The following is a 14,547-nucleotide window of genomic DNA, read 5'->3' on the forward strand; positions in this document are numbered from 1 at the left end:
CGGTCAGTCCTCGCACGTCGGCAGTGCGGAGGTGTCGCCGCCCTCGGCGACCGCATCCAGCACGGCGAGCGCGTCCTCGAGCGTCTCGATGGAGAACACCTGCAGTTCTCCGGGGACGTGGCCCACGACCTCGTCGCAGTTGTCGGCGGGTGCCAGGAACCAGGTCGCGTCGGACTCGACGGCGCCCCACATCTTCTGACGGATGCCGCCGATCGGCCCCACGTCGCCCGAGCCCGAGATGGTGCCGGTTCCGGCGACGACCTCTCCCCCGTTGAGCTCACCGGGGGTGAGCACGTCGATGATCCCCAGGGCGAACATCATGCCCGCGCTCGGTCCCCCCACGTTGTCGAGCTGGATGGTCACGTCGAACGGGAACTCGTAGTCGGTCATCAGGGTGATGCCCAGCAGCAGCGTCTCTTCGCCGTTGATCTCGGCCGAACGGGGTTCGACCTCGACGTCGCGCTGCTCGCCGTCGCGTTCGATCGACAGCGCGACCGGATCCCCCGCACCGTCGTTGACGATGCTGCGCAGCGTATCGGCGTCCTCGACGACGGTTCCGTCGGCGGCGAGGATGACGTCGCCCTCCTCGAGGATGCCGGCCGCGGCCGAGTCGTCGACGAACGAGTACACCGTCAAGTGCGGATCGACCTCGTACCCCAGCTCGGTGAGCGCCGCCGCCGTGGCCTCCTTCTGCGAGTCGACCATGAGAGCGGTGCTCTCCTCGCTGCGCTCCTGGAGGCTCTGCCCCTCGGGGAACACCGACTCGATCGGCACCACCGCGCGACTGGGATCGAACCACGCCAGCGCCAGCTCGAACCACGACGGGGTCCGCTCGCGATTGCCCACGACCTGCACCGTGAGCAGGTCCAGCGCCCCGGCCGTCGGATGGGTCTCGGCGCCCTCGACCGAGATCAGCGGCACCTCGCCGCCGTCGGCGGTGTTCGCCGAGCCCAGCGTGTTGTAGACCGGCCCCGGTCGCTGGATCACGTAGGACGTCGGCAGGAACGTGAGCGCCAGGAGCACCACCATCGCCACCGCCAGCGCCCACGTCCCGGCGATCATGCCCCGCGACATGCGTCGCTCGGGGGCCTGCGGGACGTATGCGTCGTCGTCGAACAGCGCCACGGGAACCTTTCTCGCCTGGTCGTTCGCGACCGGCGTAAGGGGTTCGGGTACCTGCCGGGCAGTGCGATGATCTTCGCGACTAGCGTAGAACGCGGTGCCCCGACCCGGCTGAAAGGCGGCTGAAGTGGCTGACGAGGACCGTAGTCCCGAAGAGGAGTTCCAGGAGCTCCTGCGCAAGATGCTCGGCGGAGCGGCCGGCGACATCGATCCCGAGCAGCTCTCACGGCTGGCCGGGATGCAGATCGATCCCGCGATGATGCAGACCGTCATGCGCCACCTGCAGGGGGCCTTCACCGCCGGCGACGAAGGCATCTCGTGGGACATGGCCAAGCGTCAGGCGCTGCATATCGCCAATCAGGACGGTCTGAGCGTGACCGGCGGGCAGCGCACCGACCTCGACCAGGCGTTCGCCCTCGCCACCCTGTGGCTGAGCGAGGCGACGACGATCTCGGACCTGCCCTCACCCGCGGTGCCCCTCACCCGCGGCGGCTGGGTGGAGGCGACGCTGCCGGTGTGGCAGGAACTGGCGGAGCCGGTCGCCACGAGCATCGCGGACGCCCTCACCGCCAGTCTCAGCGAGCAGGCGCCCGAGGACATGCAGGGCATCGTCCAGGGTGCCGGCCGGCTGATGCGCACCGTCGGCGGCTCGCTCTTCGCCTCGCAGCTGGGCCAGGTCGTCGGTGAGCTGTCGAAGGAGGTCCTCAGCGGCGGCGATGTCGGCATCCCGCTCATGCCCGACGGCGAAGCGGCGATCCTCCCCCAGAACTTCGCGGGACTCGGCGCGGAGCTCGAGATCCCCGACGACCAGCTCGCCCTGTACATCGCCACGCGTGAGCTGGCGCACGCGAGGCTCTTCCGACACGCGCGCTGGCTGCGACTGCACGTGATCTCGCAGGTCACCGACTTCGCTCGCGGCCTGCACGTCGACACCGACGCGCTCGAGGATCTCGCGTCCCGCTTCGATCCCTCCGACCCCGACGAGCTGCGCCGGGCGCTCGAGAGCGGTGCGCTGCTCCCGGCGCGCTCCGAGGCCCAGGAGCTGGCGCTGTCCCGTCTGGAGAACCTCCTGGCGACCATCGAGGGGTGGGTGGACGTCGTCACGGCCGACGCGACCTCGCGGCTTCCCTCCGCAGAGCGCATCGCCGAGGCCGTTCGCCGCCGGCGCGCCGTGGGGGGCCCGGCCGAGCGGGCGCTGGGCTCGCTCGTGGGTCTCGAGCTGCGTCCGCGTCGCATGCGCGAGGCCGCGGCGATGTGGCGCGCCGTGACCGACGCGGTGGGCGTGCCGGGCCGTGACGATCTGTGGGACTACCCCGATCTCATGCCGTCCGCCGAAGACATCGATGACCCGTCGGCGCTGGTGGCGCGCCTGCAGGCGCGGGCACGCGGCGAGCAGCCCGAGACGGACGAGATGGATGCCGCTCTGCAGCGACTGCTGGACGGCGAACGAGGCGACGGAAGCGAACCGCCCGAGGGGGACCGCCCCGTCTGAGGCGGCATCCTCGCCTCCCCAGGCGGCGCGCGGCGGGCAGCCCGGCCCGGTCTGTGGAAAGCCCGACGCCTGCCCACGCGACGACGGGCAGGATCGGGTGCATGCTTCGACTCGATCCCGCCCACCCTCCGCTGTGGCGGACGCCGGACACGCTCCAGTTCGGTGTCGACGGTCGCGCCGTGCTCGCCGACCCGCTCCCGTGGCAGGAGCGATGGCTGACGGCGCTGCAGGCGGGCGCGGCCGAGTCGGAGCTGATGGACGTGGCGCAGCGCTTCGGGGTGCCCTCGGTCACGGCGCGCCGATTCCTCGAGAGCCTGTCGCCGGTGCTGCGGACCGCCGGCGACGATCCGGCGCCGGTGACCGTCGTCCTCGAGACACCCGCGGACCTGCCGGACCCGGTGGTGCGGTCGATGCGGGTGGCGTTCGGCGACGCCGGCGTCGTCGTGACGGACCGCCGAGCAGTGGCGCACCCCGATAGCCGGCGCGCCCACGTCGACACCGACGCAGACGCCGACACCGACGCCGCCGGGCGACCGGTCACCGTGCTGGTCGCCTCCCACCTGGTCGATCCGCGTCGCGTGGCCGCGCTGATGTCGGCCGACGATCCGCATCTGCCGATCGTGCTGCGCCATGACCGGATCGAGGTCGGACCGCTCGTGCGTCCCGGCCGCACCGCATGCCTGGCGTGCCTGGCAGCGCATCAGCGCGACCGCGATCCGGCGTGGCCTCTCGTGATCGCGCAGCTGCTGGGAAGACCGTCGCCCGACGTCGCCGCATCCCGGGCGGCGGAAGCCGCGCTCGTCGCCGCGCGCCTGGTCAGCGACGTGCGGGCGGACGCCTGGCCGAAGCGGATGCGGTCGGTGACGCTGACCGCCGACCCCCTGCACCGGAAGACCCGGTGGCACCGACCGCACGCAGCGTGCGGCTGCCGATCTCCCGAAGGAAACGCGACGGCTGTCTCTCACGAGGCCCACGCGCCCAGCTGAGCCACAGCGTCCGCGCGGCGCGGGTGATGCCGACGTAGGCCAGTCGGCGCTCCTCGTCCACCTGCTCGAACGTCGACGCGTACGAGATCGGCAACAGCCCTTCGGCGAGTCCGACGATGTGGACGTGATCCCACTCGAGGCCCTTCGCGGAATGCAGCGTCGCGAGCGTGACGGTGCGTCGCGAGGGCTCGTCGCCGGCTCGGGCGCGGGCGGTCAGCTCGTCGGTGAAGACCCGCAGCGTCGTGCCCTCGGGCGCCTCTTCGGCCAGACGCAGGATCGCCGCCCGCGCCTCCCATGCGTCGCGCAGGGCGCCGCCGGCCTGGGGCGGGTCGTCGGTGAAGCCGAGCGAGCGGAGGACGTCGCGCACGGCGTCGACGAACCCTGACTGCAGCGGTGCCACCGACGCGCCGCGCAGGGCCATGACGGCCTGGCGCACCTCGGGCAGATCGAAGAAGCGCTTGCCGCCGAGGACGGTGGTGGCGATCCCCGCTCCCGCGAGGGCGCTCAGCAGCTCGGCCGACTGCGAGTGCGACCGGTACAGGACCGCGATCTGCCGAGGGTCGACGCCGTCCGAGATCAGAGCGCCGATCCGCTGGGCGACCCCGCGCGCCTCGGACGCGTCATCCGGGTAGGCGGTCACCGTCGGCGTCTCTCCGGGAGCTTCGGCCGCGGCGACCAGCCGCAGGGCGCCCGGACGATCCCGCATGAGCTCATTGGCGACGTCGAGGATCGGCGTCAGCGAGCGATAGCTCGTCTCGAGCCGCACCACGCGCGCGTCGTCGTAGCGTCGCTCGAATTCCAGCAGGAACCGCGACTCGGCGCCGGCGAATGTGTAGACCGTCTGGCTGGCGTCGCCCACCACGCAGATGTCGCGGCGATCCCCGAGCCACAGCTCCAGCAGGCGGTGCTGCAGCGGCGAGACGTCCTGGAATTCGTCGACGGTGAAGTGCCGGTACTGCTCGTGGACGGCGCGGGCGACCTTGGGTTCGGCCTCGAGCATGCCCGCGCACGCCAGGAGCACATCCTCGAAGTCCACTTGGCGCCGCTCGTCCTTGAGGCGCTCGTACGCGCGCTGCAGATCGACGACGCGCTCCACGCTGAGCCTGCCCACGCCGTTCGGGCGGGCGAGGGCGTACTCCTCGATGCTGCGCATCCCGACCTTGCGCCACTCGATCTCCGAGGCGAGATCACGCAGGGTCGCGGTGTCCGGGTCGATGCCGATGCCGTCCGCGGCGTGCGCCAGGAGGCGCACCTTGTTGTCGACGATCGACGGCATCGTGTCGCCCGCCAGGGTCGGCCAGAAGTAGTTCAGCTGTGCGAGCGCGGTCGCGTGGAACGTGCGGGCCGAGACGCCCTCCACCCCGAGCGCCCGCAGGCGGCCGCGCATCTCGCCCGCGGCCTTGGCCGTGAACGTGACCGCCATCACCCTCCCGGGCGAGTAGGCCCCGGTGTCGACGCCGTGGGCGATGCGGTGGGTGATGACACGCGTCTTGCCCGCCCCCGCTCCGGCGAGCACGACGACGGGACCCCGCAGCACCGACGCGGCCTCGCGCTGCCGCTCGTCGAGTCCGGCGAGGGCGTCGCTCATTCCGTCCCCCGGTGCCAGTCGGCGATGAGGCGGTGGGCGATGGATGCCGGGCCCGGCAGTGTCAGCGGGCCTTCACCGGCCAGGCCGGCCCCGATCTCGGCCCGGGTGAACCAGCGCACGTCGATGATCTCCTCGCCGTCGGGGCGCGCCGCATCCTCATCGGTCGCCGTGGCGAGGAAGCCCACCATGAGCGAGCGCGGGTACGGCCACGGCTGCGACCCGCGGTAGCGGATGCTCGAGAGCGTCACACCTGCCTCTTCGGCGACCTCCCGTTGGACGGCGGTCTCGAGCGACTCGCCGGCTTCGACGAACCCCGCGAAGCACGAGTAGCGGCCGGCGCTCCACAGCGCGTTGGACCCGAGCAGCAGCAGGTCGGGATCGCGTGCGCTCTGGATCGCGACGATGACGGCCGGGTCGGTGCGCGGAAAGTGCTGACGAGCACACGAGGGGCATCGCCGGGACCACCCCGCATCCGACAGCAGCGTCATCGTGCCGCATGCAGGGCAGAAGGGGGCCTCCCGCAGCCAGCGTCCGAGGCTCACCGCTGTCACGAACGCGGCTGCGTCCGCCGTATCGAGATCCGCGGCCACCGTGCGCAGCGCGCCCCAGCCTCCCGTCGGCGCGAACGGCTCGGCGTCGGCCTCCGGGTACACCGCGGCCAGGAGCGCCTCGCCTGTCGCCGCGCGCCCGAGGAAAGCCCACAGCACATCGCCCGGCACCCGGTCCGGCGACATCCAATCGATGCGCCCGGCGGAAGTCAGCGCCGAGGCATCACCGTGGAGGGCAAGCACTCGGCTGGCGGGATCCGCGCGGAGACGCTCCAGCAGACCTGTCTCGAGGCGCTCGGCGGCCGCCCGTGCGAGGGCGTCGGCGCTGTCTCGACCAGCGCTGTCTCGACCAGCGCTGTCTCGACCGGCGCTGTCTCGAACGGTGCCCGCCGGAACGGTGCCCGCGCTCTCGGACGACGACATCGGGACCCCTCTGCGGATTGGGCGTGGAGCCGGCGCCGGGACGCTCCGCGACGCCGGTGCGGCATGGTGCTCGGCGGCCAGGGCGTGGCGCGGCACCGCACGCGCGAGCCCGACCTACCCTGGGCACATGGCTCGCTCACCCCTCACTCTAGCCGCGTCCGTCACGGCGGCTCTTCCCCGCGTCGGCGTCGTGGGCGTGGGAGCCCTGACCGAGGGCGCGGCCGGCCGATACGACTCCGCCGTGGCGCACCTGGACGACGGGCGACGCGTCGTGGTGAGGGTCCCGGCCGAGCCCGACACCGCACCGGAGGTGGCGGCGCAGGCGCGGGCTCTGCGTGCTCTGACGCCGGGGGTGCGCTCGCTGCTGCCCTTCCGCGCCCCCGAGCTCCTCGGTGAGACCGCGGTCGACGGTTCGCGGGCGATCGTGGTGGACTTCCTGCCCGGCTACCGGGTCGATGCTGCGCACCTTCCGCCAGGACGCGGAGCCGCGACATCGGTGGGGGCGGCCCTGGCCGCCCTGCACGCCCTGCCGGTGTCGATCGTCCGGACGGAGGGACTTCCCTTCCGCACCCCCGGCCAGGTCCGTGCCGACGCCGCGCGACTGGCGGACCGCGCTGCGGCGACCGGCGCCGTGCCCGTTCCGCTCATCGTGCGATGGCGTCGCGCGCTCGACGCCGATCCGCTGTGGCGTTTCGAGTCGGCGGTCGTTCTCGGCGGGGCAGGTGCCGCCTCCTTCCTGTTCGAGGACGTCGATGACGTGCCGCATGTGACCGGCGTGCTGGAGTGGCACGGGCTGAGCGTCGGCGATCCGGCCGTCGACCTGCAGTGGCTGGCGTCGGCGCCGACGGCCGCCCAGGACGTGTTCGACACGTACGTCTCCGCCAGCGATCGGGCGCCCGACGCCGGGGTGCGCGAGCGCGCCCGCCTCTACGCGGAGCTCGAGTTCGCCAAGTGGCTGGTGCACGGCCATGACGCCGAGCGCTCCGACATCGTCGACGACGCCGTGGCGCTGCTGGAGTCGCTGGCCGCCACGGTCGCGGGAAGCGATCTCCTCACGGACGGACAGGTGGACGTCGACGGGGCGATCGCCCTGCTGGGCCAGGTGCCGGCAGCCGATTCCGCGGCGGCGTCCGACACGTCGATGCACACGGACGCCTACGATGCGGCCGAGCTCTCGCAGTGGATCGACGACGATGACGCCGACCGCGAGACCGCCCCGGTCGAGGTCGAGGTTGAAGCCGAGACCGCACGCGCAGCCGCCACGGCCCCCTCCGCCTCAACCGTCTCCGCCTCGACGCCGGGCGCGGATGCGGTCACCGGCCCGATCGACATCGCCCGCTTCGGCGAGGATCACGCCGAAGCGGAGCGCGAGGCCGAGCGCGCCTCCCGCGCGGCATTCCAGCGCTGGACCAGTTCCGCCTCGGAGTAGACACGGTCCGAACGGATGACGAGGTCGTCGGCGACGTAGTACAGCGCGACGTCGATGTCGGCCAGAGGCACTCCGTGGCGCTTGTGATAGGCCACGCGGTAGAGCGCCAGCTGCAGCATCCGCTCGTCTCGTTCCGCCTCGGTGGCCGGAGGGCGTCCCGTCTTCCAGTCCACGATCTCGATGCGCCCGCCGCGGTCGGCGCGGCGATACACCGCGTCGAGCTTGCAGATGACGTTCACGAGGCCGGTGGCACCGCCGAGGGTCACGTCGATCTCGGTCTCGACCTCGATCGGCTGGAGCCTCCCCCATTCCGAAGCCAGGAAGATCGATGTCAGCCGGTCCATCTCGGCGGCGTCGGCCAGCGCGGACTCGCTCTCGAGCGCCTCCTCGTCGGCCTCCCACAGCCCGTCGTCGAGCGAGCCGGAAAGCCCCACCAGGCCCGAGCGATTCTCGACCCAGGCGTGGAAGAGCGTGCCGATTCGGGTCTGGCGGAAGGGGCGCTCGGGCAGGGGCCGGTTCAGCGCACGGACCGTCTTGTCGAAATCCTCGACGAAGTCCTTGAAGCGGGAAGCCGCGACCCGCGAAGGCGCCGCGGCCGCAGGCGGGGCGGCGCGCGCCGCCCGCTCGCGCAGGAGGCGATCGAGTTCCTCGGTCGGGTGCGCACGCTCCGGCGCCGCCAGCGCGGCGCCGACCTCGCCGGCGGCCTCGAGCACCGCGGGCGCACGACCGCCGAGCGGGTCGAGCGGCCACTGCAGGGTGGCCCCGGAACGCCCCTCATACGGGTTCTCGGCGGTCTCATCGAGCGCCACGGGTTCCAGTCCGAGCGCGGCGATGACCTCGTCCAGGTACGGCGACGGGCGACGGGCGTCGCGTTGGCCGCCCCACTGGGAGCCGCTGAGCAGCAGGTCCTGTCGCGCTCGGGTGACGGCGACGTAGGCCAGACGGCGCTCCTCCCGTTCCTGATGGTCGCGGCTGCGGTTCTTGAACTCGGTGATCGCCTTCTGAAGCGACTTGCGGTCGCCGGGTGCGGCGGGGTCCCAGTCCAGCGTCGGAAGCGCGTCGCGGTCCCCCCGGAAGCGGTACGGGACGACGCCGTACCCGAGCCAGGCGAGCGTCGACCGCGGCCGTTTGGGAAGTTCGTCCTTCACCAGCCGCACGACCGCCACGGCATCCCACTCCAAGCCCTTGGACCCGTGGATGGTGAGGAGCTGGACCACGCCGGGCTCGGGGGGCTCCGGACGCGGCATGAGCTCGTCGGTCTCTTCGGCGTGATCGAGCCAGGCCAGGAGGCTCCCGATCGACCCCCGCTCGTCCGACGCCAGGAATCCGCGCACCTCGTCGACGAAGGAGCGCAGCTGGGCCGAGGCCAGGCGCGCCGGTCCCCTCGTCTCGTTCGCAGCCAGTTCGACGTCGAGCCCCAGTTCGAGCTCGATCTGCCGGATCAGGTCGGGAATGGGTTGGCCCACCAGCCCGCGCAGGCGCTCGAAGACACCGCCCGCTTCTTTGATGCGGCGCACGCCTTCGCGGGTGAAGCCGCCGAGCAGCGCGTAGTCGGCAGGCAGCGCCCGCACCACGTCGACCGCGTCGACGATCGAGACCTGCTCGTCGACGCCGACCGAGCCGCGAAGTCGCTGCAGCACCGCATCGGGCAGCCGCGACAGCGACGCATCGCGCTGTGCGAGCGTGGTCGCCAGCTCATGCAGCGCCGCCATGTCGGCCACGCCCACGCCGAAGCGCGGCCCGACGAGCAGGCGGATGAGGCTGGAGCCCTGCCCGGGGTCGCTCAGCACCCGCAGAGCGGCGACGACGTCCACGACCTCGGGCGTGGACAGCAGTCCCCCGAGCCCGAGGATGCGATGCGGGATCCCGCGAGCGGCGAGGGCGTCGGCGAAGACGGACATGTGGCGCTTGGCGCGGAAGAGGATCGCGCCGGAATGGGGATCCTCGCTGCGTGCGGCGTGATGGTCTCGCACCCGCCCGAACCAGTCGGCGACGGCCGCCGCCTCCTCGTCGATCGTCTGGGCGAACACCCGGGCGACCCGCCCCTCACCGGCGGCGGGCCGCGAGACCAGCGGCGGCACGTCGGCATCCGCACCGGCGATGAGGGCGTTGGCGGCGTCGAGGATGCGCCGGTCGTTGCGCCAGCTGACCATGAGCGCGAACCGCTCGCACGGGGTGTCCCGGGCGAAGGCGCGGGCGAAGGCACGCAGGTTGTCGGCGCTGGCTCCACGCCAGCCGTAGATGGACTGGTGGGGGTCGCCGACGGCCATCACCGCGGTGTCGTGGAAGACCGCGGCCAGCAGATCCGTCTGGATGACCGACGTGTCCTGATACTCGTCCAGCAGGACCACCCGGTACTGGGCTCGGAGCTCGGCGGCGACGTCAGGCGAGGTGATCACGATCTCGAGAGCCCCTGCGACCTGGTCCGCGAAGTCCAGTGCCCCGCGGGCCTGCTTGACGCGCGCGTAGTCCCGCACGAGGTCGGCGAGCACGGGCAGGCCGCTCATCGCCGCCCCGAACTTCTCGATGTCGCCCGGCTGCGCCAGCCCCGGGTTCGTGAGCGGACGGATCGCCGCGGCCATCTCGGTGCCGAACGCGGCCAGCTCGTCCAGGTCGACCCGATTGTCCAGGACCTCTCCCGCGAGCCGCTGCACCGCGTCGACCACCGTGCCGAACCGGTCCTCGCGAAGCGCGAGCCGTTCGTCGACGGAGGACACCACCACTCGTCTGGCGGTCAGCCACGAGCCCGACTGGCTCAGCAGCGACGCGTCCGCGTCGCGACCGATGCGGGCCGCGTGCTCGCGCACGATCGCGTCCGCGAACGCGTTGTAGGTCGACACGCGGGCGCGCAGCAGCACGTCCTCGTCGACGCTGCGGAATCCCGGCCCGACCCCGGCCTCCGGGTGGGCGTCGGCGTCACCGAACGTTCCCACCTGGCGCGCGAGCCGGTCGAGGTGCTCCCCGAGGGCGAGGCGCCGTCGACGCTCGGGTTCACGCGCGACATGCTCCCAGACCGTCGTGAGCTCACCGGATGCCGCGAGCGCGGGGATGTGGGCGAGAAGCCCCCGCCGGGCGTACTCGTCGACGCGACTCAGGCGCGCACCGATGCGCTCGGCGAGCTCGCCGGCCGCTTTCCGGGTGAAGGTCAGACCGAGGATCTCGTCACGGCGCACATGTCCGTTGGCCACGAGCCACACCACCCGGCCGGCCATGGTCTCGGTCTTGCCGCTTCCGGCTCCGGCGATGACCAGGGCGGGCGTCGGCGGCGCTTCGATCACCGCGCGCTGGTCTGCGGTGGGTTCGGGAAGCCCCAGGGCGGCGGCGATGACCGAGGCGGAGAGACCGGTGCCGGGCGGCCACTGCGGCGTCGTCGTCACGCGGAGCTCACCGCCTTGACGGTGTGCAGCCGGCAGACCGCGAACCGGTCCTCCGTGCAGTGGGCGTCCACGTTCGCGACGAAGCTCGACGCCGCCATCCCGCGGGCGTCATCGGCGATGCGTCGCAGGAACGCCGCGCGCTCGTCGACGCCCATGGGCGGCTGGTGCGCGATGCGGTAGTGGGTCCCCTTGAGGGTCTTCGACAGCACGAGCAGACGCGCCCCGGCATTGACGTGCCCCTGCGCGCCGTCCACCGTCCCCTCCGCGACGGCGAGCTGATAGGCGGCCAGCTGCGCATCCTCGCGGACCTTCTCCGCCGACACGCGCGCCTCCGAGCGGCCGGTCTTCAGATCGATGACCACCACGCGAGTGGCCTCTCCGTCGACGACCGGCACGTCCTCGCCGCCACCCGGCGGATACACCTCCACCCGGTCGATCGAGCCGCTCAGCAGCGCGAGCGGACCCGGCGGCGGCTGCATCGGCTCGGATGAGGCGATCACCGCGGGCTCGCCCCCGTCGTCGGGCAGCTGGACCATCAGCCGGAAGCGGGCTTCCGAGCCCACCGGCGCTCCCCCCTCGCGGGCGACCCGGCGCAGATAGACGTGGAGTCGCTGCACCAGGGTCTCGGCCCACGCGCGCTCCTGCCTCTCGAGCCAGGGCGCCTCGAAGTCCAGCTCCCCCCATCGGGCGTCCACAGCTGCGCGCAGCGCCTCCAGATCCCCGTCCGGGGCGTCTTCCATCGCCGCGTGGAGGATCGTCCCGAGCCCCGATGAGAACGAGGTCGTGTCACCTCCGAGGGCGCGCACCGCCCAGTCGAGCCCGCACGTCTCGAACCCCTCGAGGCGTGAGGGCGAGACCCGCACCGGCGCCCGTCGCAGATCGTGCAGCGGGCCGGTGCTCGACGGCGGAGACACGCCGTACCACTGCTCCGGGGGCGCTCCCGGCACGCCCGCTTCGGCGAGGAGCACCAGCTGCCCCGCCGCGTGGGCGCGAGCGTGCGGGTCGGAGACGGAGGTGAGCACCCGGCGGTGCTGCGCGACGAGCCCCCGGAGGGTGAGCGGATGGCCCTCCGCGGCCGTTTCGGTCGTCGGCTCGGGGAGATAGGCGAAAAGCGCGCTCGGACCGAGATCGTCGTCGTCCACCGCCGTGACCACCACACGCGACCGCGCCCGCGAGACGGCACGTACGAACAGGCGGAGCTCCTCGTGGAGTGCGGCACGACGACGGTCGATGACCTGCGGCGGGGCGGCGGGCACACCCCCGCGGTGCGCGGCGACGGCGTCCGCCAGGCGCCAGGTGTCGAGCAGGCCGCCGCGCAGCCGCGTGTTCGGCCACACCCCGTCCTGGACGCCCGCCACCACCACGACGTCGAACTCCGTGCCGAGTGCCGCAGCCGGGGTCAGCAGCGCCACCGCCCCGGCGCGCTCGGGCGCGGTCAGCATGTCCTCGGGCACCTCGCTGTCGAGGATCTCGCGGATGAAGCGCGACGGCCCCTCCTCCGGTGCACGCTCGACCGAGCGCTTGGCCGCACCGAACAGCGCGACCAGCGCATCGAGGGCTCGGGTCGCCTCGTCCGCGCCGGCTCCCCCGCCGGCCGCGCGCCTCGACCACACCTGCTCCAGACCCGAGCGCTCCCACACCAGCCACAGGAGCTCGTGAATGGTCGCTCCGCGCCGGCCGTGGTCGTGCAGCTGCGCGAGGGTGGTCGCCAGTCGCTCGGCGCGGCGGGCCTCGGCGGCGTCGATCAGGGCGAGGATGCCGGGCTCGCGCATCGCCTCGGCGAGCAGTTCGCGCGCCGGGCGACTGCCCTCCGCCGCCAGTTCGCCGATGCGCAGGCGCGCGCGCAATCGCCGCAGGCCGACCGAGTCGAGGCCGCCGTAGGGGGTCACGAGGGCGTCGGCGAGCGCGTCCGGCTCGCGGTCGGCGGGATCGGCCAGACCCAGCCGGACGATGCCGACGAGGTCGCGGACGACATCCTCCCGCCCCAGCGGACGCGGCACGCTGCCGGCCCGGGTGGGCACCTCGCGCGCCGCCAGCTCGACTTCGAGCTGCGCGACCTGGCGCGTGTCGTGCGCGATCACCGCCATGTCGTCCCAGGCGATGCCGTCCATGACATGCCACGCCCGCAGGGTCCGCGCGATCCGATCGACCTCGGCGAAGGGCGAGTCCGCGATGATGGCCGCGACGCCCTCGTCACCGGAGTCCGGCCCGGGGGCGCGGCGATGGTCCACGCGGCCGACGGCGCCGATCGACGAGGTGACGACACGCGTCAGCCGCGTCAGGGCGGGGACCGCTCGGTGCGGGGCGTCGAGCACGTGCACCGTGCCCCCGAGGGTGCGCACCAGCGCGTCGAACAGCTCCGGGCTGGCGCCGCGGAAGGCACCGGATCCGATGTCGGGATCGCCGAAGGCGACCACGGCGATCCCCCGGCGTCGCGCGGCCTCCACGAGCGCCACGCCGCCGCGCGTGAGCTCCTGCGCGTCGTCGACGAGGAGCACCTTGAGGTCCACCGCCGCGCCGATCCGGTCCCGCCCCGCGTGCGAGAGCAGTCCCGCGGCCTCGTGGACGAGCTCGGCGGCGTCGCGGTGCGAGGCGCGCATGCGGGCCAGCGCATAGTCGTACTCCTGCAGGAATCCCGCCGCCGCGGCCCAGGTGTCGTGACCCTCCCGTGCCGCCACGGCGGCGAGCTCGCGGGGGCGGACGCCGAGATCCGCGCACTGGGCGGCGAGAGCCCGCAGCTCGGAGCGGAACGAGCGGGATCGACGCACGGCTGGACCGAGCACCGCCGGCCAGCGGTCGGCGCCGGTCGCGGCATCCTCCTCGTCCCCGGCGAGCAGGTCGGCGATGATGCGGTCCTGGTCGCCCGCCGTGAGCAGCTGCGGGGGCTCTCCGCGGTCGGCCACGGACGCCGCGCGGACCAGCTGGAACGCGAAGGAGGCCGTGGAGCGGGCGAGGGGACCGGGGGTGGCGACGTCGAGACCTGCGGCGAGGCGATCGCGGACGGCGGTCGCCGTCTGGCGCGTCGGGGTGAGCACCAGGAGCTCGTCCGGCGAGAGCCCGCCGTCGGTCAGCAGATGCGCGACCCGCAGCACGAGGGCAGTCGTCTTGCCGGTGCCGGGCGCCCCCAGGACGACGCCCGACGCGTCGGCGGGCAGACCGGCGACTGCCCGTTGGGCGGCGTCGGGCCGCACGTCGGGGCGGGTCGGGCTCGGCATCACCCGACGACGCTACCGTGCACGTCCGACTCGATGCCGTTCGCCCAGAGCGTGCCCGCAGCGGGCGGGTCGCCGCCGGCCGTGTCGTAGAGTTGCCATGCGCCGCAGGCAGGGGCGCACAGCGCGAGAAAGGCAGTCACGTGGAGATCCGCATCGGCATCGCGAACACCGGACGCGAGCTCAGCTTCGAGACGAACGAGCCCGCGGCGGCGGTGAAGAAGTCGATCGCCGACGCGCTGGACGCCCAGTCGAGCCACGTCACCTTCGCCGACGCGAAGGGCAACTCCTACATCGTCCCCACCGCGTCGCTGGCGTACATCGAACTCGGCACCGAGGAATCGCGCCGCGTCGGCTTCGTCGCCTGATC

At 73.0% G+C, this 14,547-nt stretch carries 9 protein-coding genes; 3 read left to right on the forward strand and 6 right to left on the reverse strand.

The features are described from left to right. Positions 1–3: 3 nt before the first annotated feature. Positions 4–1,125 carry a YlbL family protein gene (locus tag NFR93_RS04190; RefSeq protein ID WP_251450283.1) on the reverse strand — a complete coding sequence of 374 codons (1,122 nt, stop codon included), beginning with the start codon at positions 1,123–1,125 and terminating at the stop codon, positions 4–6. A 124-nt stretch (positions 1,126–1,249) separates the two neighbouring features. Between NFR93_RS04190 and NFR93_RS04195 the strand changes: the two genes are divergently transcribed. Further along, positions 1,250–2,614 (forward strand): zinc-dependent metalloprotease, encoded by a 1,365-nt coding sequence (locus NFR93_RS04195; protein WP_251450286.1) that lies wholly within the window; start codon positions 1,250–1,252, stop codon positions 2,612–2,614. Positions 2,615–3,430: 816 nt separating this feature from the next. Here NFR93_RS04195 and NFR93_RS04200 read toward each other — a convergent pair. Further along, entirely contained in the window at positions 3,431–5,188 is a 1,758-nt protein-coding gene (locus NFR93_RS04200; RefSeq protein ID WP_251450290.1) for an ATP-dependent helicase, read from the reverse strand. Further along, entirely contained in the window at positions 5,185–6,159 is a 975-nt protein-coding gene (gene nudC / locus NFR93_RS04205) for an NAD(+) diphosphatase (protein WP_251450294.1), read from the reverse strand. The genes NFR93_RS04200 and nudC overlap by 4 nt, the downstream gene beginning before the upstream one ends. 127 nt (positions 6,160–6,286) lie before the next feature. Here nudC and NFR93_RS04210 point away from each other — a divergent pair, with 127 nt between their 5' ends. Continuing rightward, on the forward strand, positions 6,287–7,588 hold the full coding sequence (locus NFR93_RS04210) for a phosphotransferase (RefSeq protein ID WP_251450297.1): 1,302 nt from the start codon (positions 6,287–6,289) through the stop codon (positions 7,586–7,588). Here the strand turns inward: NFR93_RS04210 and NFR93_RS04215 are convergent. The 3 genes from NFR93_RS04215 to NFR93_RS04225 are packed head-to-tail and all read right to left on the reverse strand — an operon-like array spanning position 7,510 to position 14,320. After that, positions 7,510–10,965, reverse strand: a complete 3,456-nt coding sequence (locus NFR93_RS04215; RefSeq protein ID WP_251450299.1) for an ATP-dependent helicase — start codon at positions 10,963–10,965, stop codon at positions 7,510–7,512. The two genes, NFR93_RS04210 and NFR93_RS04215, sit on opposite strands and share 79 nt — an antisense overlap. Further along, the gene (locus NFR93_RS04220; RefSeq protein WP_251450300.1) at positions 10,962–14,180 is read right to left on the reverse strand and encodes an ATP-dependent helicase; all 3,219 of its coding nucleotides are present in this window, start codon (positions 14,178–14,180) and stop codon (positions 10,962–10,964) included. The genes NFR93_RS04215 and NFR93_RS04220 overlap by 4 nt, the downstream gene beginning before the upstream one ends. After that, positions 14,180–14,320: a hypothetical protein gene (locus NFR93_RS04225; protein ID WP_251450302.1), complete on the reverse strand. Its 141-nt coding sequence runs from the start codon at positions 14,318–14,320 to the stop codon at positions 14,180–14,182. Before NFR93_RS04225 ends, NFR93_RS04220 begins: the two co-directional genes overlap by 1 nt. Here NFR93_RS04225 and NFR93_RS04230 point away from each other — a divergent pair, their 5' ends adjacent. Then, a complete protein-coding gene (locus tag NFR93_RS04230; protein ID WP_251450304.1) occupies positions 14,321–14,545 on the forward strand; it encodes a DUF3107 domain-containing protein in 225 nt (74 codons plus the stop codon). Positions 14,546–14,547: the final 2 nt, after the last annotated feature.

Source organism: Microbacterium sp. Marseille-Q6648 (assembly GCF_943181415.1).
In the GTDB taxonomy this organism is placed as follows: domain Bacteria; phylum Actinomycetota; class Actinomycetes; order Actinomycetales; family Microbacteriaceae; genus Microbacterium.